Consider the following 18627-nt stretch of genomic DNA (forward strand, 5'->3'; position numbering starts at 1 on the left):
CCAAGCCGATGACCATTCCCCCCACCATCCACGACCTCCAGACGCGCCAGACCATCGTCCGCCTGCTGTCCAGCATGGCCAGCGCGAAGGAGATCAGCCAGTACCTCAAGCGTTTCTCGCAGCTGGACGCGGCGCGCTTCGCCGTGGTCAAGGTCGGCGGCGCGGTGCTGCGTGACGACCTCGACGCGCTGACCTCGTCGCTGGCGTTCCTGCAGGACGTCGGCCTGACCCCCATCGTCGTGCACGGCGCCGGTCCGCAACTGGACGCCGAGTTGTCCGCCGCCGGCATCGAGAAGCGCACGGTCGACGGCCTGCGGGTCACCTCGCCGGAGGCGCTGGCGATCGTCCGGCGTGTGTTCCACGCGCAGAACCTGCGGCTGGTCGAGGCGCTGCAGCGCAACGATGCGCGCGCGACCTCGATCGTCTCGGGCGTGTTCGAGGCCGAATACCTCGACCGCGAGGCGCTCGGCCTGGTCGGGCAGGTCAGCCGGGTCGAACTGGCGCCGATCCAGGCCAGCCTGCAGGCCGGGTCGATCCCGGTGATCGCCAGCCTCGGCGAGACCGCCGGCGGGCAGATTCTCAACATCAACGCCGACTTCGCCGCCAACGAGCTGGTGCAGGTGCTGCAGCCCTACAAGATCGTATTCCTGACCGGCACCGGCGGCCTGCTCGACGAACAGGGCAGGGTGATCGACTCGATCAACCTGTCGACCGAGTACGAACACCTGCTGGCGCAGCCGTGGGTGCATGGCGGCATGCGGGTGAAGGTCGAGCAGATCAAGCGCCTGCTCGACCGTCTGCCGCTGTCGTCGTCGGTGTCGATTACCCGGCCGGCCGAGCTGGCCAAGGAACTGTTCACCCACAAGGGGTCCGGCACGCTGGTGCGGCGCGGCGAGCGCGTTCTGCAGGCCGACCGCTGGGAGGCGCTGGACCTGCCGCGGCTGCGCGGGCTGGTCGAGTCGGCGTTCGGCCGGCGACTGGCGCCCGGCTACTTCGATCGCACCCGGCTGCGCCGCGCCTACGTGAGCGAGAACTACCGCGCCGCGGTGATCCTCGTCGACGGCCACGGGGGCGATAAGGGCGAGACCTATCTCGACAAGTTCGCCGTGCTCGACGAGGCGCAGGGCGAAGGCCTCGGCCGCGCGGTCTGGCAGGTGATGCGCGAGCAGAACCCGCGGGTGTTCTGGCGCTCGCGCCACGGCAATCCGGTCAATGCGTTCTACTACACCGAGGCCGATGGCCACGTCAGACAGGAGCAATGGAACGTGTTCTGGTACGGGATGGACGGATTCGACGCGATCGCCGGCTGCGTCGCGCACTGCCGGGAGCGGCCGGCGACCCTGCTCGCACCGCTGGACGCCGCCGCCGGGGTGCAGCCGTGAACGACGCATGGACCACGGTGCCGACCCTGGTGGGCCGCCACGTGCGGCTGGAGCCGCTCGGCATGCAGCACGTCGACGGCCTGCGCGCCGCCACCGACGAGGCGCTCGCGACGTGCTGGTACACCCACGTGCCTGCGCCGGACGACATGGCGGGCCACGTCGAGGCGGCACTGCGCAAGCAGGCCGGGGGCGAATCGATGGCATTCGTGGTGCTCGATGCCGACGGCGTCCCCTGCGGCAGCACGCGTTTCTACGACATGGATCCGGCCGTCCCGCGGCTGCAGATCGGCTACACCTGGTACGCCCGCCGCGTGCAGCGCACGGCGGTCAATACCGAGTCCAAGCGCCTGCTGCTCGGCCACGCCTTCGAGACGCTCGGCTGCGCCGCGGTCGGCTTCCAGACCAGCTGGTTCAACCACGCCTCGCGCAATGCGATCGAGCGACTCGGGGCGAAGCGCGACGGGGTGATCCGCAACCACCGGCGCCACGCCGACGGCAGCCTGCGCGACACCGTGACGTACTCGATCATCGACGGCGAATGGCCTGCGGTGCGGTGTCATCTGGAGGCAAAGCTCGCCGGACATGACCGTGGCGGGGTGACGTCATGAACGATCCGGTATCCCTCGGCATCGTCGGTGCGCGCGGACATGTCGGCGCCGAGCTGATCCGGCTGGTTGCCGCACACCCGCGGTTCGAGCTGGCGTTCGTCTCCTCGCGTGCGCTCGACGGCCAGCGCGTCGCCGACCACAACCCCGACTACCGCGGCGAATTGCGTTACACCTCGCCGGGCTACGACGAGCTGCCGCGGCTGGGCGCCGACGCGGTGGTGCTGGCGCTGCCCAACGGCAAGGCCGCGCGCTGCGTGGAAGCCTTCGACAACGCCGGTTCCGACGCGCTGCTGATCGACCTGTCGGCCGACTACCGGTTCGATCCCGGCTGGTACTACGGCCTGCCGGAACTGACCCGGGAGGCCCATCCGGGCCAGCGCCGGATCAGCAACCCCGGCTGCTACGCCACCGCGATGCAGCTTGCGCTCGCGCCGATGCTCGATGTGCTCGACGGTCCGGTGCAGTGCTTCGGCGTGTCCGGCCATTCGGGCGCGGGCACCACGCCGTCCGACCGCAACGACCCCGACAAACTGCGCGACAACCTGATGCCGTACGCGCTGACCGGCCACGTGCACGAGCGCGAGGTGTCCGCCCGGCTGGGCCACCCGGTCGAGTTCATGCCGCACGTCGCGCCGCATTTCCGCGGCATCACGGTGACGGCCAACCTGCACCTGTCGCGGCCTTTCACGCGCGACGCGGTGGTCGAGCGCTACCGCCAGCGCTACGCCGACGAACCGCTGGTGCAGGTGGTCGACGAGGCGCCGTGGGTGAGCGCGATCGCGGGCCGGCACCACGTCGAGATCGGCGGCTTCACCCTGTCGGCCGACGGCCGGCGGCTGGTCGTCGTCGCCACCGAGGACAACCTGCTGAAGGGCGCGGCGACGCAGGCGCTGCAGAACCTCAACCTGGCGTTCGGGCTGCCCGAACTGACCGGCATCCCGCTCTGACGCATCAGCGACGGACCCCATCATGACCGACCTCCTCTGGCAGAAGCCCGGCGTCCGCGTCGACCAACGCATCCAGCAGTTCTGCGCGGGCGACGACGTCATCCTCGACCGCGAGTTCTTCCTGTTCGACATCCGCGCCAGCGCCGCGCACGCGGAAGGGCTGCAGCGCATCGGCATCCTCTCGACCGACGAGCTTGCCGCGATCCGGCGCGAACTCGACGTGCTGGCCGACGACTTCCGCGCCGGTACTTTTGTCCTCGACGACCGATACGAGGACGGCCACTCGGCGATCGAGGCGCGCCTGGTCGAACGCCTCGGCGACACCGGCCGGCGCATCCACACCGGCCGCAGTCGCAACGACCAGGTGCTGGTCGCGACCCGGTTGTGGTTGAAGGACCGGCTGGCGACGCTGCAGTCGCTGTGCGGGGAGGTCGCCGGCGTCGCGCTGGAACGCGCGCAGGCCGAACGCGACATGCCGCTGCCCGGTTACACCCACCTGCAGCGCGCCGTGGTGTCGTCGCTGGGCATGTGGTGGGCGGCGTGGGCGGAGGGCTTCGTCGACAACGCCATGCGCGCGCGCGACACCCTGGCCTGGGTCGACGCCAACCCGCTCGGCAGCGCCGCCGGCTACGGCGTCAACCTGCCGCTGGATCGCGACCACACCACCGCCGCGCTGGGCTTCGGCCGGCTGCAGGTCGCCGCCACCTACGCACAGCTGTCGCGGGGAAAGTTCGAGCTGGCGGCGATCGAGGCGCTGTCGAGTGCGGTCCTGGACCTGCGCCGCCTGGCCTGGGACCTGAGCCTGTTCACCAGCGCCGAGTTCGGCTTCGTCGCGCTGCCGTCGCAGTACACCACCGGCAGCTCGATCATGCCGAACAAGCGCAACCCGGACGTCATCGAGCTGATGCGTGCCAGCTACGCCAGCGTCGCCGCGGGCAGGGCAGAGGTGGAGCACCTGCTGTCGCTGCCGTCGGGCTACCACCGCGACCTGCAGTTCTCCAAGGGCGCGATCTTCCACGCCTTCGGTCGCGGGCTCGGGGCGCTCGGCCTGCTGCCCGACCTGCTGCGCAACCTGGAGTGGAAGCCCGACGCGATGCGCGCCGCACTGGACCCGTCGATGTACGCGACCGACCTCGCCGTCGACCTCGCGCGCGAGGGCAAGCCGTTCCGCGACGCATACCGCGAGGCGGCGGATCCCGCACGCTGGAGCGGGGGTGATCCCGCGGCGAGCCTGACGGCGCGCGTGTCGCCCGGAGCGGCGGGTGATCTGCGCCTGGACGTACTGCGCGAACGACTTTCTGCTTTGATCGACTGATGCGGGTACAGCCGCAACCAACCCGCTGCTGAACCCGTCGCTGGCCTGCAAGCCCTGCAATTGCTAGACTTCCACGCTTTCGAGTACAGCTTCCGGCGTTGGTGAACGTAACGCCGCTGCCTCGCGCGTAGGTCGGGCCCCGCTATCGATTCCCGCTTCCCGGGAAGCCCATTGGTCGCTCCGCGACCGGACCTGCGCCACCGCGAATCACCGCCGCCCTGTGCCGGTGCATCGCAACGTCCGGGGCAATCCATCCAGCATCGCCGGGCACTCTGGCGCGTATCGCGCGCACGTCCACGCCGGTCGGCTGTTCTCCTCAAGTCGCCATGCCACGGGCATGCGCGTCGCTGCGTCCACAGGAGGACCACCAGGCCGATGATCGACACGCTCCCCGCAAAAACCTTTCCCGAACAACCGCTGCCACGCTGGCAGCGCGCCGTGCTCAAGGTCGGCAGCAGCCTGCTGACCGACGGCAAGGGCGGCCTCGGCAAGCGCAACGCCGCGGCCCTGGCCAACCTCATCGCGCGCTTCCGCGACCAGGGTCGGGAGGTGCTGCTGGTGTCGTCGGGTGCGGTCGCAGCGGGGCGCGGGTTGATGCTGAGCAACGGCGTCGGCCTCGCCCAGCGGCAGGCGCTCGCGGCGGTCGGCCAGACCCCGATGCTGGCGCTGTGGCAGGGACTGGTGGAGCAGCCGGTTGCGCAGGTACTGCTCAGCCACGACGACCTGCGCAACCGCCGTCGCTACCTCAACGCCCGCGCGACGCTGCGTGAGCTGCTGCGCATCGGTGCGCTGCCGATCGTCAACGAGAACGACACCGTCGCCATCGACGAACTCAAGCTCGGTGACAACGACAACCTCGCCGCGGTCGTCGCCACCCTGGTCGAGGCCGACGTGCTGCTGATCGCCACCGACACCGCGGGCCTCTACACCGGCCACCCGGTGCGCGACCCCGATGCGCGGCCGATGCCGCGGGTCGACGAAATCACCCCCGAGGTGATGCTGATGGCGCAGGGCGGCGCCGGCTCGCTCGGCACCGGAGGCATGTACACCAAGCTGGAGGCCGCCACCAAGACCGCTGCCGCCGGCATCGACACCGCGCTGTTCTGCGGCCACGACGCGGACACCATCGCCGCCCTGGCCGAAGACCGCCTGCGCGGCACCTTCATCCCCGCGCATGGTGACCGCCTGGTCGCGCGCAAGCTCTGGCTGCGCCACACGCCGCCCAGCGGCGGTGCGATCCGCGTCGACGCGGGCGCCGCCGAGGCGCTGGCCGGGCAGGGGGCGTCGCTGCTGCCGGGCGGCATCGTCTCGGTCGAAGGCGACTTCTGCCGCGACGCGATGGTCGACGTGCTGCCCGAGCACGGCCACCGCCGCCTCGCCCGCGGGCTGGTGCAGTACGACTCGGCCCATCTGGAACGCATCGCCGGCTGCCACAGCCGCGAGATCGAGTCGGTGCTCGGCTTCCACAACGGAGAATCGGTGATCCGTCGCGACGACCTCGTCCTGCTGACGCCCGCCGCTGCCGCCCCGTCCCCCGAACTGCTCACGGAGACCCTCTGATGACCACCCACAGCAGCGGCTATGTCCGCGACCTCGCTACCCGCGCGCGCGCCGCGTCCCTCGCCATTGCAGGCCTTGACGATGCCGGCCGCGCCGCGCTGCTGTCGGCCATGGCCGATGCGGTCGACGCCGGCCGCGCCGGCATCCTCGAAGCCAACGCCGCGGACATGGAGCGCGCCCACGCCAACGGCACCACCGGGGCGATGCTCGACCGGTTGAAGCTCGATGACGCCCGTATCGACGGCATCGTCGCCGCGATCCGCGAGGTTGCCGCATTGCCCGACCCGGTCGGACAGGTCACGCGCCGCGACACCCGCCCCAACGGGCTGGTGGTGGAGAAGGTGCGGATCCCGCTCGGGCTCGTCGCGATGATCTACGAGGCCCGCCCCAACGTGACCGCTGACGCCGCCGCGCTGTGCCTGCGCGCCGGCAACGCGGTGCTGCTGCGCGGTGGTTCGGAGGCGCGCGAGAGCAACATCGCGATCGCCCGCTGCCTGCACCGCGCGCTGGCCGCCCATGGCCTGCCGGCCGAAGCGGTGGCGCTGGTCGAGGACACCGCGCGCGAGCACGTCCTGGAGCTGCTGCAGCTGAGCGACCTGGTCGATCTGGCGATCCCGCGGGGTGGCGAACGGCTGATCCGCTTCGTCGCCGAGAACGCGCGGGTGCCGGTGATCAAGCACTACAAGGGCGTCTGCCACCTCTACGTTGACCGTGCGGCCGACCCCGCGCTGGCGTTGAAACTCGCGATCGACGGCAAGCTGTCACGCCCGGGCGTATGCAACTCGCTGGAGACGATGCTGGTGCATGCCGACATCGCCGAGGGGTGGTTGCCGAACGCGCTGGCCGAAATGCAGGCGCGCGGCGCCGAAATCCGCGGTTGCGAGCGCACCCGGGCGCTGTTCCCCGGCGCCAGCGCCGCGACCGAGGACGACTACGCCGCCGAGTTCCTGTCGCCGATCCTCGCGGTGCGCGTGGTCGCCTCGATCGACGAGGCGATCGCCCATATCCATCGCCACACCTCGGACCACACCGAGGTGATCTGCAGCAGCGACAGCGCGGCGTGCGACCGCTTCGTCCGCGCGATCCGCAGCTCGGCGGTGGTGGTCAACGCGTCCTCGCGCTTCAACGACGGCGGCGAACTGGGGTTGGGCGCGGAGATCGGCATTTCGACCACGCGCCTGCACGCCTACGGCCCGATGGGGCTGGAGTCGCTGACGATCGAGCGCTACGTGGTGCGCGGCGATGGCCAGGTGCGGCATGCCGACGTGCCTAAGGTGGAAGCCGCGAGCGCGGAGGTTGCCGTCGCCTGAGCAGGGCCGGCGCCGCCCGCGCGAGGGCGGCCGGAACCGCCGCCGGCCTCACGCCGGGACGGGCAGTCCGGCCTCCAGTGACAGACCGTCCGCGTCGTCGCGCGTGCCGTGCGGCATCGGCGTGACGGGGCCATGTCGCCAACCCAGCGGCCGACCGTCGCCATCCATCACCAGTACCACCGAGCGCGCACCGGCCAGTTCGGCGGCCAGCGTGCCGTCGGCGCCCATTGCCTGCGCGACCTCCGCGGCCGACACGTCATGGCGGCCCAGGCGCCGGTCGCGCCCGGCGAACCGCCGGCGGTTGTACTCGGCCCAGCCGATCAGCACGGTGGCGCAGCCCAGCAGCAACACCGGCAGCCACACCAGCAGGTCGGCATCGATGCGCTGTTTGGCCAGGTACAGCTCGATCGCGGCCAACCGCACGCCCAGCACCCACAGCACCAGGGTCGCCAGCGGCAGCCACAGCCAGGCGTAGACGATCCACACCAGCAGCGTGGCCACGCGGTAGAACGTGCGCTGGACCCGCGGCTGCCGCTGCGGCATGTGGATGATGGCGGAGTGCGCTTTCATCGGAGTCACCTCATCGATAGCCCCGGTCGGGGCTGGTCCACACCGCGAGTTGCCCGCGGCGCTTGAGCAGGGTGACCGGCACCGCCGCCAGCGTGGTTGCGAAGCTCAGCAACCAGTACGCGGCGGGGTACCAGATCATCCAGTAGTAGTAGCGGCCGATGCGCGGCTCGTAGCGGCGGTCGATCACCAGGCTGACGGCGAACTGCAGCAGGCACACCAGCGCCAGCACCACGCCGTGCCAGCCCGGCATCAGGCCGCCGTGCTCCCAGTGCGGTGGCAGCGGCGAGAACATGCCGATCACCCAGGCGACGATGATTCCCAGCATCACCACCGCCCACAGCAGGCTCAGCAGGTACTCGGCCAGCACGCCCCACATGCGGCGGCGGCGCCAGGTGAACAGCTTCACGCCGTGCCGCAGCAGCACCTCGACGCCGCCGCGGGCCCAGCGCAGGCGCTGCCGCCACAGCCCGCGCAGGGTCTCCGGCATCAGGATCCACGCCAGCGCGTTGGGCTCGTAGCGGATGTCCCAGTGCTCCATCTGCAGCCGCCAGCTGATGTCGATGTCCTCGGTCACCATGTCGTCGGACCAGTAGCCGACGTGGTGCAGGGCGGTCTTGCGGAACGCGGACACGACGCCGGAGATGGTGAACAGCCGGCCATAGCTGCGCTGGGCGCGCTTGATCATGCCGATGATCGAGGAGAACTCGCCGACCTGCAGCTTGCCCAGCAGGGTCGAGCGGTTGCGGATGCGCGGGTTGCCGGTGACCGCGCCGACCCGCGGGCCGCTGCACAGGTGCCAGACCAGCCAGTGGCAGGCGTACTCGTCCAGCAACGCGTCGCCGTCGATGCAGACCAGGTATTCCGAGCGCGACGCCAGCGCGCCCATCCGCAGCGCGTTGGCCTTGCCGAGGTTGCGGTCGAGGTGCACCGCGCGGACCTGCGGGTGGGACCGGGCGAGCGCGTCGAGGCGGGCGCCGGTGTCGTCGGTGCTGCCGTCGTTGATGGCGACGATCTCGAAATCGGGGTAGCGCTGGGCCAGCAGTGCGGCGATGGTCTCTTCGACGTTCTCGCCCTCGTTGTGGCAGGGCACCAGGATCGACACCGGCGGTGCCGGATCGAGCCGCGGCGGCTGGTCGCGCAGCGGCTTGCCGCGCTCGCGGCGCAGGTAGTAGTACACCCCGCCGGCCAGCCACAGGAACGACATCGCCACCGGGTACCAGAACGCGAATGCGAGCAACTCTGCGATGCCCATGGTCATGGCTCCGGATACGGGAAGCTGCGCGCGGAGATCGCCTCGCGCGCGGTGTCCAGCGGCGGGTGGTCGCGCAGGAAGTCGTCGGGGTAGTACGCGAGGTGGCGCACGCCTTGCGCCTGCAGCCGCAGGCCGGTGTCGACGATGCCGGCGCCGGGTACCTGGGCCTCGTCGCCGCTGGCACGCCAGTCGACCGTCTGCAGCTGGAACACGGTGCGATCCAGCGCGCCCGGCGTGGCCGCCACCTGCGTTGCAAGACGGTCGAGCCAGGCCTCCGGGTCACCGCCGCGCTCCATCCACGGCATCGCCATCACCACGGTGTAGTCATAGGCCCGCAGGAACGCCGGCAGGCTTTGTGCGAACCACGCCTCGCTCCGTGGCTCCAGCACCGGCCGCGCGAACAGGTTGCGCGAGGTCGCCAGCTTCGGCCGCCAGCGCTCGGCGGCGCGGTGCAACTCGCGGGTGAAGTCGACCAGGTAAGCGGTGCGCGCGGCCGGGTCGTGCGGGAACAGCGCCGGCAGCTCGCCCTCGCGCAGCAGCGCGTCGTCGTGGAAGTGGAGGCCGGCGATCGGGCTGGCGATCGCGAGGTCCTCGTAGATGTCTGCGACCAGCCGGCGGACGACCGGGTTGGTCGGGTCCAGCCGGAACACCTCGTCGGGGTCGCGGCCCGGCAACGCCAGCGCCTCGGCGTGGGCCGGCCTGAAGGCGAGCACCGGCAGCCACGCGTGCACCTGTACGTGGGCACGGGTGGACAGCTGCCACGCGACCCGGTTGAACAGGTCGGCGCGCATCGGCAGGTGGCGGTTGGGGAAGTACAGCGCGTCGGCGGCACCGTCGCCGTCGGGGTCGGCGAAGGCCTGTAGGAACACGTGGCTCGGCCGCACCCGGTACATGCGCTCGATCAGCGCGTCGAGGTTGCGCTCGACCTGCGCCGGGTCGGGGTCGTGGATGTAGTCGAGGTCGACCTGCACCGCGCGCATCGGGTCGACGCTGTCGGGGGTGTCGCGCAGTTCGGCGACCAGCTCCACCACGTCCGGGTTGCCGACCACCAGCAGCCGCGCCAGTCCGTGCAGGTCGGCGCCGGCCAGCCGCTCCTGCGCCGCTCCCACGAGGTCGAACGAGATCCGCATCCCGAGGTCGTCGGCCAGCGCGTTGGTGCGCTGGCTGTAGGCCGCGTACGGCCAGATCACGGCGCGTGGCGGCTGGCCGAGTTCGCGCTTGATCGCCGCGACGCTGGCGGCGAGATCGGCGCGCACGCGGGCGAGGTACTCAGCCTCGGTCTCGTGCCGGCCGCTGCCCGGGTCGTAAGTGCGCGTGACCGCCGCCGGGATCAGGTTGCCCTGCGGGTTGGAGCGCGCTCCATAGTGCATGCCGTGGGTGTGCGAGGCGACCTCGACCAGCCCGCTGGCCTGCATCTCGCGCAGTTGCGCCCAGGTCAGGAAGTCGTCGCCGTCGTGGGAGGCGGGACCGGCGTAGTTGACGTGCTCGCCGGTGGGCAGGTCGACCCAGCCGGTCACCGGGGCGACCACGGCCGGGAAGCCATACGCCCGCAACAGCGGGAACGCGTGCGTGTAGGCGCTGCGCAGGCCGTCGTCGATGGTGATCAGGACCGCGCGTTCGGGCAGCGGGCGCTCACCGCGCGAGGCGGCTTCCAGGTCGTCCAGATCGACCGCGACGTAGCCGTTGCCGTGCAGCCAGTCGAGGTGGGCGGCGAAGTTCTGGGTGCTGGTGGCGTATGCGTCAGCGTCGCCGTGGCGGGCCACGTCGTCGCGGATGTCGTGGTAGCTGAGCACCAGCAGCGAGGCCGACGCCGGCGCGGCGGACAGCCCGCCGAGCACCAGCGCGAACGCCAGCAGCAGCCGGATGCATGGATGCGTGCGGGCCATCTCACTCCCCCCAGTGGAAACGGATGTCGAACGCGACGCGGCGCTCGCGGTTGCCGTCGTAGACCGGTCGCGACCAGGTCACGCCGTAGTCGAGGCTGCGGCCGTGGCCGAGCGCCCAGACGTGCCGGTAGTGCGCCGACGGCACCCACGCACTGCCGGATCCGTCCTGCCAGTACTGCCCGCCGGCCAGCCCGAACTGCTGGGCGAAGCCGTGGTCGTAGCGCTGCCAGTGGCGGGTTTCCAGCTGGGCACCGACGGTCCAGCCGGCGTCGCGCGACGGGTTGAAGTAGGGCGCGTCGTCGCGGCTGCCGCGGCCGGTGTGGGCCTGGCCGGACAGGTCCAGCCGCAGCCGTGGCCGCACCAGCACGGCGTGGTGGCCGTCGAGCGACAGCGACTCGCGGCGGTTGCCGTCGTCGTAGCGCCACTGCCGCAGCTCGGCACCGAGGCCGGTGCGGGTGTCGTGCGCCCACAGCAGCCCGATCGCGGCAGTGTCGGCGAGGATGCCGGCCTCGCGCGCCTGCAGCGACGCGCCGGGCGCGTTATGCGCGACTTCGATGCGGGCCTGCCAGTGGTCGTTGAATCGCCAGCCCGCGGTTAGTCCCGCGCCGGTGGCGTCGACCGACGGGGAACCGGCACGGCGCTCGTCGCTGCGCGCGACCTGCAGCTCCCAGTCGAGCCGGTCATGGCGGTAGCGCAGGCCGATGCCGTGGCGCAGGTCTCGCACGCGGCCTCCGCCCGCCTCGTCGAACTCGGCCCAGCGCTCCTGCCGGAACGCCCCGACGCGCCAGCGGTCGCCCAGCAGCGGCGAGTACACCGACACGTCATGGCCGCCGTCGCGGTTGCCCAGCGGCGAGGCCGCCACGCCCCCGTCGCCATCGCCGCGACCGGACTCGAAACCGGCATCGACCTGCCAGCCGGTGCGCTGCCGGAACTGGTCGTGCAGCCGGCGCGCGTGGACGTTGTCCGGCCAGGTGGCGAGCAGTTCGTCGTGCGCTTCGCGGGCGGCGCGCAGGCGGCCCAGCCCGGCCAGTGCCTCGACCCGGCCGATCCGCGCTTCCAGATTGCGCGGGTCCTGCGTGTGGGCGACCTCGAAACGCCGCAGCGCCGCGGTCGGGCGGCCGCGCTGCAGGGCGACGATGCCGAGCTTCGCCTGCAGGTCGGGGCTGGACGGCGCCATCGCCGCCATCGGCGCAAGCATCGCCTCGGCCGTGGCGGGATCCTCGGAGTAGGCGCGGACCATCGCCAGGTTGGTCTCGGCGGCGTAGCGGTTCCAGTTGGGGTCCGCAATGCGGGCACCGGGCGCGCGCAGCCATGCCGGCTGCGCCGCGACGATGCTCGACAGGTGCGCGTCGGCATCCTCGTGGCGGCCGCTTTCCAGATACGCGTAGGCCAGCACGACCTGGGTGTCGATGTCGTCGGGCAGGGCGCCGACGGCCTGTTCCAGCGCTTCCGCCGCTTCGCGCGGGTGGCGGCTGGCCAGCAGCGAGTCGCCAGCCGCGGCCAACGCGTAGGGCGGCAGTTCGACACCGCTGTCGCGCAGGGTCCGGTACAGCGCGGCGGCCTGTTCGTGCTGCTCCAGCCCGTTGAGGACCACCAGCCGGTCGAACTGCCGGCGCGCGGTGGCCGGCCCGGGTATGCGGGCGGCGGCGGCCTCGGCGCGCTGCATGTCGCGCAGCCGGTCGGACTCCGACAGCGGGCGCGTACCGCCCCAGACCGCGAGTCGGGCGATGCGGTTGGCCTGCAGGCGATCATGCTCGGCGCGGTCGAACAACTCCGGACGTGCCTGCAGCAGCGCCCAGGCGCGGTCGGCGCTGCCGAGGTCGGCGAGGGTGAGCGTGCGCAGGCGGTACAGGTCGCCGTCGGCGGGCGAGGCCGCCTGCAGCCGCTCGTAGATGGCGAGGGCGTCGAGCCAGTCGCCGCGCGCGCGTGCCTGCGCGGCACGTTCCAGCGCGGCGGCGGCCGACGGGCTGGTGTCGGCGGAGTCGCCGGCCGCAGCGGGCGCGTACGGCCCGGCCGCAACGACGGCGGGCGTCGCGCTCCCCAGGCAAAACGCCACGGCGGCGCACAGCCGCATTCGGCGCGCGTAGGTCATCTGGGTGTTTCCCCCTGTGGTACTGCGCCGGCCACTTGGCCGGTTGCGGGATATTACGTGACGGGGGTCACGAACAGGCCACGGGATCGGCCCTGCGAGGCCCGCCGTAGGACGGACACTCCGGTAGCCGGACACGAAAAAGCCGGCGCTGGGCCGGCTTGTTTGCGTTCTGCATTGATTGGTCGGGGAGACAGGATTTGAACATGCGACTTCTACGTCCCGAACCTAATTGATACCCGTTTGAGGTCAGTGGGTTACAGCGTAAGTTGCTGATCTAGTGGGTAATTCGGTTTCGCACCGTTTCGCGATACTCTGTGTTTTGCAGACATTTTGCAGACACGGAGCGGACAATGCCCACGATCACCCGCTTGCCGCTGACCCGCGCCAAGGTCGAGGCCGCGAAGCCTGAGCCTAGCCCGTACTGGCTGCGCGACGCCACGGTCCCCGGTTTGGCCCTGCGGGTGCTGCCCAGCGGAAAGCGGACCTATAGCGTCCTGTGGGGCAGGGGGCGGGCCAAGGCGGTCGGCGACCATCCCGTGATGACGCTGGAGGGCGCCAGGACCACGGCCCGCAAGCTGCTGGCAGAGATCGCCGAGCACGGGGCGCCCCTGTCCACCCTGCAACGCCGGCAGGCCGACCGGGGGCTGACGTGGGGGCGATACCTCGCTGACCACTACGGGCCGCACGTTGAGGCCACGGCCAAGGCAGGCGCGGCGACGCTGGCATCGCTGCGAAAGCAGTTCGCCGAGTGGGACGACAAGCTACTGACCAGCATCACCCGCGCGGACTTCGACGCGGTGAAGGTGAAGCGGATCAAGCAGGGCCGGACGCCGGCCACGATCAACCGAGACTTGGACCGGGCCAAGGCGGCGTTGTCCAAGGCGGAGGAATGGGACCTGCTGCCGGTGAACCCGCTCCGAGGCGTGAAGCGGATCAAGCGCGAGATCGGAGAGCGGGTGCGGTATCTGGAGCCGAAGGAGGAGAAACGGCTCAGGATGGCCCTGGATCGACGCGAGAGGGCTGCGCAGGAAAAACGGCTGTCAGGGGACGCTTGGCGAAAGGTGCGCCGTAGAGAACCGCTGGGAGCGTTTAAGGGCTATTCGGACCATTTGGCGCCGATGGTGCTGGTGGCGATCAATACCGGACTCAGGCGCGGCGAGCTGCTGCAACTGACCTGGGCCGACGTGGATTTGAGGGCCAAGCGGGTGACGGTGCAAGCCGGCTATGCCAAGAGCGGCAAGGCCCGCCACGTCCCGCTCAATTCGGAGGCTGCTGCCGTCCTGAAACGGTGGAAGCAACAGCGCAAGGGCGACGGCCTGGTGTTCCCCGGAGCCGGCGGCGGGCGCATGACGAACATCAACAAGTCATGGGCCGGGCTGGTCGAGGCTGCCGAGCTAGAGGGCTTCCGGTTCCACGACCTGCGACATACGTTCGCGTCCAAGCTGGTCATGGCCGAGATCGACCTCAACACCGTGCGCGAGCTGCTCGGCCACGGCGACATCAAGATGACTTTGCGGTACGCCCACCTCGCGCCGGCCCACCGGGCGGCTGCGGTTGAGGTGCTGGTAGGACGCTAGCTAGTCGTGCCCGGCAGGGGGACGTTCTGATACATCGGCGTCAGCTCGTCTTCCAAGGTGTTGATGGCGTCAATCAGTGCCCGCATCTCGCGGTCGATCGTGGCCCTCCGGTCGGGGTCGGGGGTCCCGTTCTCCCTCTCTCGCTGCCACTTCCACTGAAGATGCGCCAAGCGGCTCTTGAACGCCGCTAGATCGCGCTGTCGGCCCTCCAGCACCAGCAGATCGTAGGACTTGGGGAAGCTCTCCTCTAGGCGATGAACGATCTCTGCGTTGAGTGAACGCCCCGCATCGCTGGCCGCCTGCTCGATCTTTTCCCTAAGGGCTGGGGGCATCCGAAGCCCGAACGGATTTATGTCTCTGCTCATGTGCAGAGCATAGCTGCACCGTGTGTTGACTTCATAGCTACACCGTGAAACTATCGCTTCACCGTGTAACTACGCGCGGCAACACCAAGTGGAACCATCTGACATGAACGCTCCCAAGCGACTGAGCTACACCGTAGACGAAGCCTGCGACGTGACCGGCTTCAACCGAAACCAGTTCTACCGAGCCATCGCCGATGGCGACCTGACGACCTTCAAGGTCGGCCGGCGCCGGATGGTGAGTGCCAAGGCGTTGGAGGACTTCATCAAGCGGCTGGAGAGCCGGGCGCAGGGGAGGGACGCCGCATGAACGCCTATCCCGTGAGCACCTATCCAGAGTTCGACATGAACGAAGCGCAGGAATGCGTAGAGCGGGCACGCGGCATCGTGGAAATGATCGGCCCGTACCTATCGCAGATGCTTGGCCCGGAGGATGCCCGTGCGGTGCTGGGTGGCGTGTGGGCTGCCAGCGACTTGCTGGACCGGCTGGCCGTGATGACCGGCTTAGACCCGAAGCCGGAGGCGCAGCCATGAGCCGGCGCGAGTCCGACCCCTACGAGCGCATCGTCACCCGCGTGGAGGGGATCAAGGCCATCGGGGTGCTGGCGGATTCGGCCATCGCTGGCGGCGGCGTCATCGCTGGCGGTGGCGTCCTTCAGGGACCGTGGCACGCCCTTTGGTACTTCATGGGCCAAGTGGCGGACGAGATCGAGGCCGACGCGCGGCTTCTATCGGACGCGGCCCCCAATTCATCAGAGGAAAGCATCGCATGAATGACTTGTCGCACCAGCTCCGCGCCTGCCTGGTTCCACTGGCAGATCGCACCCAAGGGCAGCTCTACGAGCTGTTCAACGACACGACGGAAGAACGGGCCGACATGGCCGCGAGGGCGGTCTATGAGGTCTATACGACGCTGCGGAGGCTGTCGGCCTCACTGGCAGCTCAGAGGCGGCAGGAAGCCGCATAAGGCGAAACCGCAGACGCTGGCGGCGTCTACGGCTTCGATGCTATCGGGCGAACGATGAGCGGGGCCAGTGTACTGCTGGCCCCCGTGAGGAACAACTATGGGCGCGGCCCCTGACTTACGGATTGTTTCAAGCAATGACGGCGAGGTTGCCGGGGATATTCCAGCACTACTCTCGCCGGGTGAGTATCAACTGATTCTCGATCACTGGAAGACCGGCAAGCTCTTTGGCCGGACTCCGAAACTCGCGTTGTGGTTCAAGGTGGCGGACCAGGGCGAACACTTCGGGGCGATGGTGCCGAGGTACTACAACGTCATTTCCCTACGCGGAAAGCCGGGGCGTGGGGGGCAGTTCAAAGCGGCTGCCGGTGGCGACCTTGCACGCGACTACGCGCGCCTGCTGGCTCTGCCTCACCGATTCGATCGCTTCGACCTTCAACAGCTCAGAAAGCGCGTGATCGTCGGCCGCGTTGGAACCGTACTGACCGGCGCAAGGCAGGAAGTGCTGGCCCCGGCGTCGCAGTACAGCGTGGTCCGTGAGCTGGTAAGGATCGGCTGATCTGTTGCAGTTGCACCTGTAGTTGTACCTGCACCTAGACCTGCACCTACACCTACCTGTAATCCCAATCAAAGCCAGTCCACGCAAGGCTTTCAGGCGATGGGCTTGGCAAGTGATCAAACCCATTCGGCGCTTCTAAGGCAGAACGCCGGATATCTGACTAGCTGACTATCTGCCACCGGTTGGAGGGCGGCCCCCCAAAAGGGCCGTCCTTCAGCCGGGAAGTAATGGACGGCAAGCGAGGGCGCAATGAGTGACGACCACAAGGACATAGCAGAGGTGGACTTCCGGGAGCTGACCTTTCCGGATGGCTACCAGCACGACCCATCCCGGCATCCCGATTCAAAGCCGGTCCCATTGGAGTTCCGTGGCGGCGACCCCGCAGCCCTTGAGATGCTCGGCGGCGGTGGCAGCGTGCTGCATATCCCGCCTGACATGATGGGGATCGAGGCTAGGCGGCTATGGGAGCGGATCAAGATTCGGATGTTGCTGGGGATGGCACCGGCGACCCCATCCGAATGGCTGATTAGGTCCGTGCTGGCCGAGCTGCGAAAGAGCAAGTCCGGTCGCAAGATCAAGGTCAACGCGGTATTCGCTGGCGTCACCCTGGCCATCGCCCGCACGCATGGCGTACCGATCCCGACCCATGAACGCGACATTGCCCGTGATGTTCAGACCCGCTACACCACGCTGATCCGAGTCCGGAAGCTGGCCACCCAGATGATCGAGGCGCGAGGGATCAACCTGCATCTGCCCGAGTGGCTCAAGGCTGATTGGAGTCCCTGAAAAACGGGAACCTATTCTGTTAGTAAGGGTGAGATCAGATCACCCGCGAACGGCTGCCGAGAGGTGGCCGTTTTGCGTTGTGCAATCCCTTGGCGGGGAGACACACCACGCTGCCCACGGGCACGCTTCCAGAGTTCGCCCGAGTCTGCCGGGTCCAACGCAGACACTCCCCGCCAGCCTCGTCAGGCTTACAGACAACCGCGCGCCCCCGGTCAAAGGGGCGCATCTATTCGCGCCGCTGGCTGCCTGACCTGTGGGGTCACGCGGCCCACTGCCGTGCTCGGCATGGGAGGGGTATCAAAAGTCTGGCGATCCGCCGGCCTAGACCGCCCGTTCCCGACCGCTTTGCTTTTTCGACACTTTTTCATGATCGAGCGTGACCAAAAACCCGCGCGTGCCGTGACATGGCCGCCGCCCCGGCTGTGTCCGCAATGCGGCGGGCTGCTGGGCGCGTCGTGGTTCAGCCGCAAGCGGTATTGCAGCGACCGATGCCGCCAGCGGGCGCACCGGGAGCGGAGGATGGGGCATGACTGAAGCAACGCAACGATTCGCGATGCAGCGCCGCGAGCTTGAACGGCTGCTGGCGGGCTACGGGCTACCGCGTTCGCTGCGGGTGGCGGTGGTCGCCGAGTTGGCGCCGGACGCTCTGGCGCGGCTGCTGCGCCAGTTGAAACCCCGCAATTTCTGGAGGCTGGGCCGTGAGTGACCCGATTCAACTCCACCTGGAGGCTGCGCGGTTGTTGATCGCGGCGGCGTGTCGTCAGATGAAGGCAGAAGACCCCGAAGCATTTGCGGCCATCGCGGTTGCATCCGAGCGCGGGGCATCGTTCCGAGTAACAACCGCGTTGTCAGTCGCGGGGCTTAGTGAGGTCAGCGTTGACCTTGTGGCCCCGGACGGCGAGGCGGCCAACGTGGCGCGCGTGGCATTCGACAACCCCACGGCGCACTAACCCAACCCAGTCCGGCACCCGCCGGCAGCGACGACCTAAACCTGATTCGGGGCTTGCCAACGCGACGTTGGCAGGCGACCGGCTGTGCGAGCGATTCCGCAGCAGATGAGGGCGCGGGCGTCGGACGTGGCTAACGAGACGTAGCCACCAACCGAGAGACGAGAGATGACCAATCCAGCACGAAAGATGGAGCAGGTACTACGCGAACAGGGCTACAGCGGCCAAGCGGCCAAGAAGCTGATTAGCCAAGCGCGGGCCGAGCTTCAGCAGATGGCGGCCGACAGTGCCGCGCAACCCAACACGAGGAATCACGACATGAGTAACACCGACGTGGCCGAGACCATCGGCCAACTCAACACCGCCTTCGACCAGTTCAAGGCACACCACACCGACGAGCTTTCGGGCCTGCGGTCCGAGATTGAAAGCCTGGCGACCCGTGCGGCGGCCCGCGAGATGGGCAACGTTACTGGCCCCGTCACCAGCGCGACCGAGAGCGGCCGGGCGATG

General features: G+C 69.3%; 21 protein-coding genes. 16 read left to right on the forward strand and 5 right to left on the reverse strand.

The features are described 5' to 3' along the window. Positions 1-8 precede the first annotated feature (8 nt). The 6 genes from N799_RS09995 to N799_RS10020 all read left to right on the forward strand — a co-directional run bounded on the left by N799_RS09995 (position 9) and on the right by N799_RS10020 (position 7122). Positions 9-1382, forward strand: coding sequence for an acetylglutamate kinase (locus N799_RS09995; RefSeq protein ID WP_052101442.1), 1374 nt, complete (start codon positions 9-11; stop codon positions 1380-1382). Then, on the forward strand, positions 1379-1990 hold the full coding sequence (locus N799_RS10000) for a GNAT family N-acetyltransferase (protein ID WP_036211729.1): 612 nt from the start codon (positions 1379-1381) through the stop codon (positions 1988-1990). Before N799_RS09995 ends, N799_RS10000 begins: the two co-directional genes overlap by 4 nt. Next, positions 1987-2937: an N-acetyl-gamma-glutamyl-phosphate reductase gene (gene argC / locus N799_RS10005; protein WP_036211732.1), complete on the forward strand. Its 951-nt coding sequence runs from the start codon at positions 1987-1989 to the stop codon at positions 2935-2937. Before N799_RS10000 ends, argC begins: the two co-directional genes overlap by 4 nt. A 22-nt stretch (positions 2938-2959) precedes the next feature. Then, positions 2960-4252 (forward strand): argininosuccinate lyase, encoded by a 1293-nt coding sequence (argH, locus tag N799_RS10010; protein ID WP_036211735.1) that lies wholly within the window; start codon positions 2960-2962, stop codon positions 4250-4252. Positions 4253-4627: 375 nt separating this feature from the next. After that, the gene (gene proB / locus N799_RS10015; protein ID WP_036211738.1) at positions 4628-5812 is read left to right on the forward strand and encodes a glutamate 5-kinase; all 1185 of its coding nucleotides are present in this window, start codon (positions 4628-4630) and stop codon (positions 5810-5812) included. Continuing rightward, a complete protein-coding gene (locus N799_RS10020; RefSeq protein WP_036211741.1) occupies positions 5812-7122 on the forward strand; it encodes a glutamate-5-semialdehyde dehydrogenase in 1311 nt (436 codons plus the stop codon). Before proB ends, N799_RS10020 begins: the two co-directional genes overlap by 1 nt. Positions 7123-7170: 48 nt before the next feature. Here N799_RS10020 and pgaD read toward each other — a convergent pair whose 3' ends face one another. Genes pgaD through N799_RS10040 form a run of 4 tightly spaced genes read right to left on the reverse strand, consistent with a single transcriptional unit; the run spans position 7171 to position 12922 of the window. Beyond that, positions 7171-7692: a poly-beta-1,6-N-acetyl-D-glucosamine biosynthesis protein PgaD gene (gene pgaD / locus N799_RS10025; RefSeq protein WP_052101443.1), complete on the reverse strand. Its 522-nt coding sequence runs from the start codon at positions 7690-7692 to the stop codon at positions 7171-7173. A gap of 10 nt (positions 7693-7702) precedes the next feature. After that, positions 7703-8944 carry a poly-beta-1,6-N-acetyl-D-glucosamine synthase gene (gene pgaC / locus N799_RS10030; RefSeq protein WP_425476984.1) on the reverse strand — a complete coding sequence of 414 codons (1242 nt, stop codon included), beginning with the start codon at positions 8942-8944 and terminating at the stop codon, positions 7703-7705. A 2-nt stretch (positions 8945-8946) separates the two neighbouring features. Continuing rightward, positions 8947-10830: a poly-beta-1,6-N-acetyl-D-glucosamine N-deacetylase PgaB gene (gene pgaB, locus N799_RS10035; protein WP_036211747.1), complete on the reverse strand. Its 1884-nt coding sequence runs from the start codon at positions 10828-10830 to the stop codon at positions 8947-8949. 1 nt (position 10831) lies between these two features. After that, positions 10832-12922 (reverse strand): tetratricopeptide repeat protein, encoded by a 2091-nt coding sequence (locus N799_RS10040; protein ID WP_081974948.1) that lies wholly within the window; start codon positions 12920-12922, stop codon positions 10832-10834. 350 nt (positions 12923-13272) lie between these two features. On the opposite strand from N799_RS10040, the gene N799_RS10045 reads away from it, so the two are divergent. Next, positions 13273-14499 carry a site-specific integrase gene (locus N799_RS10045; protein WP_052101444.1) on the forward strand — a complete coding sequence of 409 codons (1227 nt, stop codon included), beginning with the start codon at positions 13273-13275 and terminating at the stop codon, positions 14497-14499. Here N799_RS10045 and N799_RS10050 read toward each other — a convergent pair. Next, entirely contained in the window at positions 14496-14864 is a 369-nt protein-coding gene (locus N799_RS10050; RefSeq protein ID WP_081974950.1) for an Arc family DNA-binding protein, read from the reverse strand. The genes N799_RS10045 and N799_RS10050 overlap by 4 nt on opposite strands. Before the next feature lie 103 nt (positions 14865-14967). On the opposite strand from N799_RS10050, the gene N799_RS10055 reads away from it, so the two are divergent. From N799_RS10055 to N799_RS10090, 9 genes are all read left to right on the forward strand, one after another. Further along, positions 14968-15171 carry a helix-turn-helix domain-containing protein gene (locus N799_RS10055; RefSeq protein ID WP_036211758.1) on the forward strand — a complete coding sequence of 68 codons (204 nt, stop codon included), beginning with the start codon at positions 14968-14970 and terminating at the stop codon, positions 15169-15171. Beyond that, positions 15168-15395, forward strand: a complete 228-nt coding sequence (locus N799_RS10060; protein ID WP_152597899.1) for a hypothetical protein — start codon at positions 15168-15170, stop codon at positions 15393-15395. Before N799_RS10055 ends, N799_RS10060 begins: the two co-directional genes overlap by 4 nt. Next, positions 15392-15634 carry a hypothetical protein gene (locus tag N799_RS10065; RefSeq protein WP_036211764.1) on the forward strand — a complete coding sequence of 81 codons (243 nt, stop codon included), beginning with the start codon at positions 15392-15394 and terminating at the stop codon, positions 15632-15634. The genes N799_RS10060 and N799_RS10065 overlap by 4 nt, the downstream gene beginning before the upstream one ends. Continuing rightward, positions 15631-15828, forward strand: a complete 198-nt coding sequence (locus tag N799_RS10070) for a hypothetical protein (protein ID WP_036211766.1) — start codon at positions 15631-15633, stop codon at positions 15826-15828. Before N799_RS10065 ends, N799_RS10070 begins: the two co-directional genes overlap by 4 nt. 97 nt (positions 15829-15925) lie before the next feature. Next, positions 15926-16384: a hypothetical protein gene (locus N799_RS10075; protein WP_152597900.1), complete on the forward strand. Its 459-nt coding sequence runs from the start codon at positions 15926-15928 to the stop codon at positions 16382-16384. A 249-nt stretch (positions 16385-16633) separates the two neighbouring features. Next, positions 16634-17170 (forward strand): hypothetical protein, encoded by a 537-nt coding sequence (locus N799_RS10080; RefSeq protein ID WP_036211770.1) that lies wholly within the window; start codon positions 16634-16636, stop codon positions 17168-17170. Between the two features lie 526 nt (positions 17171-17696). Then, positions 17697-17876, forward strand: coding sequence for a hypothetical protein (locus tag N799_RS15370; RefSeq protein ID WP_152597901.1), 180 nt, complete (start codon positions 17697-17699; stop codon positions 17874-17876). Then, positions 17869-18120, forward strand: coding sequence for a hypothetical protein (locus N799_RS10085; RefSeq protein ID WP_036211772.1), 252 nt, complete (start codon positions 17869-17871; stop codon positions 18118-18120). The genes N799_RS15370 and N799_RS10085 overlap by 8 nt, the downstream gene beginning before the upstream one ends. A 165-nt stretch (positions 18121-18285) precedes the next feature. Then, a partial coding sequence (locus tag N799_RS10090; protein WP_152597902.1) for a hypothetical protein occupies positions 18286-18627 on the forward strand: 342 nt, incomplete at its 3' end.

Source organism: Lysobacter arseniciresistens ZS79 (genome assembly GCF_000768335.1).
Lineage (GTDB): Bacteria > Pseudomonadota > Gammaproteobacteria > Xanthomonadales > Xanthomonadaceae > Novilysobacter > Novilysobacter arseniciresistens.

Bases quoted from the DNA above. Each gene is read 5' to 3' on its own strand.
- N799_RS09995 (WP_052101442.1), top strand. From the start codon at position 9: ATGACCATTCCCCCCACCATCCACGACCTCCAGACGCGCCAGACCATC.
- argC (WP_036211732.1), top strand. From the start codon at position 1,987: ATGAACGATCCGGTATCCCTCGGCATCGTCGGTGCGCGCGGACATGTC.
- argH (WP_036211735.1), top strand. From the start codon at position 2,960: ATGACCGACCTCCTCTGGCAGAAGCCCGGCGTCCGCGTCGACCAACGC.
- proB (WP_036211738.1), top strand. From the start codon at position 4,628: ATGATCGACACGCTCCCCGCAAAAACCTTTCCCGAACAACCGCTGCCA.
- N799_RS10020 (WP_036211741.1), top strand. From the start codon at position 5,812: ATGACCACCCACAGCAGCGGCTATGTCCGCGACCTCGCTACCCGCGCG.
- pgaD (WP_052101443.1), bottom strand. From the start codon at position 7,692: ATGAAAGCGCACTCCGCCATCATCCACATGCCGCAGCGGCAGCCGCGG.
- pgaC (WP_425476984.1), bottom strand. From the start codon at position 8,944: ATGGGCATCGCAGAGTTGCTCGCATTCGCGTTCTGGTACCCGGTGGCG.
- pgaB (WP_036211747.1), bottom strand. From the start codon at position 10,830: ATGGCCCGCACGCATCCATGCATCCGGCTGCTGCTGGCGTTCGCGCTG.
- N799_RS10040 (WP_081974948.1), bottom strand. From the start codon at position 12,922: ATGACCTACGCGCGCCGAATGCGGCTGTGCGCCGCCGTGGCGTTTTGC.
- N799_RS10045 (WP_052101444.1), top strand. From the start codon at position 13,273: ATGCCCACGATCACCCGCTTGCCGCTGACCCGCGCCAAGGTCGAGGCC.
- N799_RS10050 (WP_081974950.1), bottom strand. From the start codon at position 14,864: ATGAGCAGAGACATAAATCCGTTCGGGCTTCGGATGCCCCCAGCCCTT.
- N799_RS10055 (WP_036211758.1), top strand. From the start codon at position 14,968: ATGAACGCTCCCAAGCGACTGAGCTACACCGTAGACGAAGCCTGCGAC.
- N799_RS10060 (WP_152597899.1), top strand. From the start codon at position 15,168: ATGAACGCCTATCCCGTGAGCACCTATCCAGAGTTCGACATGAACGAA.
- N799_RS10065 (WP_036211764.1), top strand. From the start codon at position 15,392: ATGAGCCGGCGCGAGTCCGACCCCTACGAGCGCATCGTCACCCGCGTG.
- N799_RS10070 (WP_036211766.1), top strand. From the start codon at position 15,631: ATGAATGACTTGTCGCACCAGCTCCGCGCCTGCCTGGTTCCACTGGCA.
- N799_RS10075 (WP_152597900.1), top strand. From the start codon at position 15,926: ATGGGCGCGGCCCCTGACTTACGGATTGTTTCAAGCAATGACGGCGAG.
- N799_RS10080 (WP_036211770.1), top strand. From the start codon at position 16,634: ATGAGTGACGACCACAAGGACATAGCAGAGGTGGACTTCCGGGAGCTG.
- N799_RS15370 (WP_152597901.1), top strand. From the start codon at position 17,697: ATGACTGAAGCAACGCAACGATTCGCGATGCAGCGCCGCGAGCTTGAA.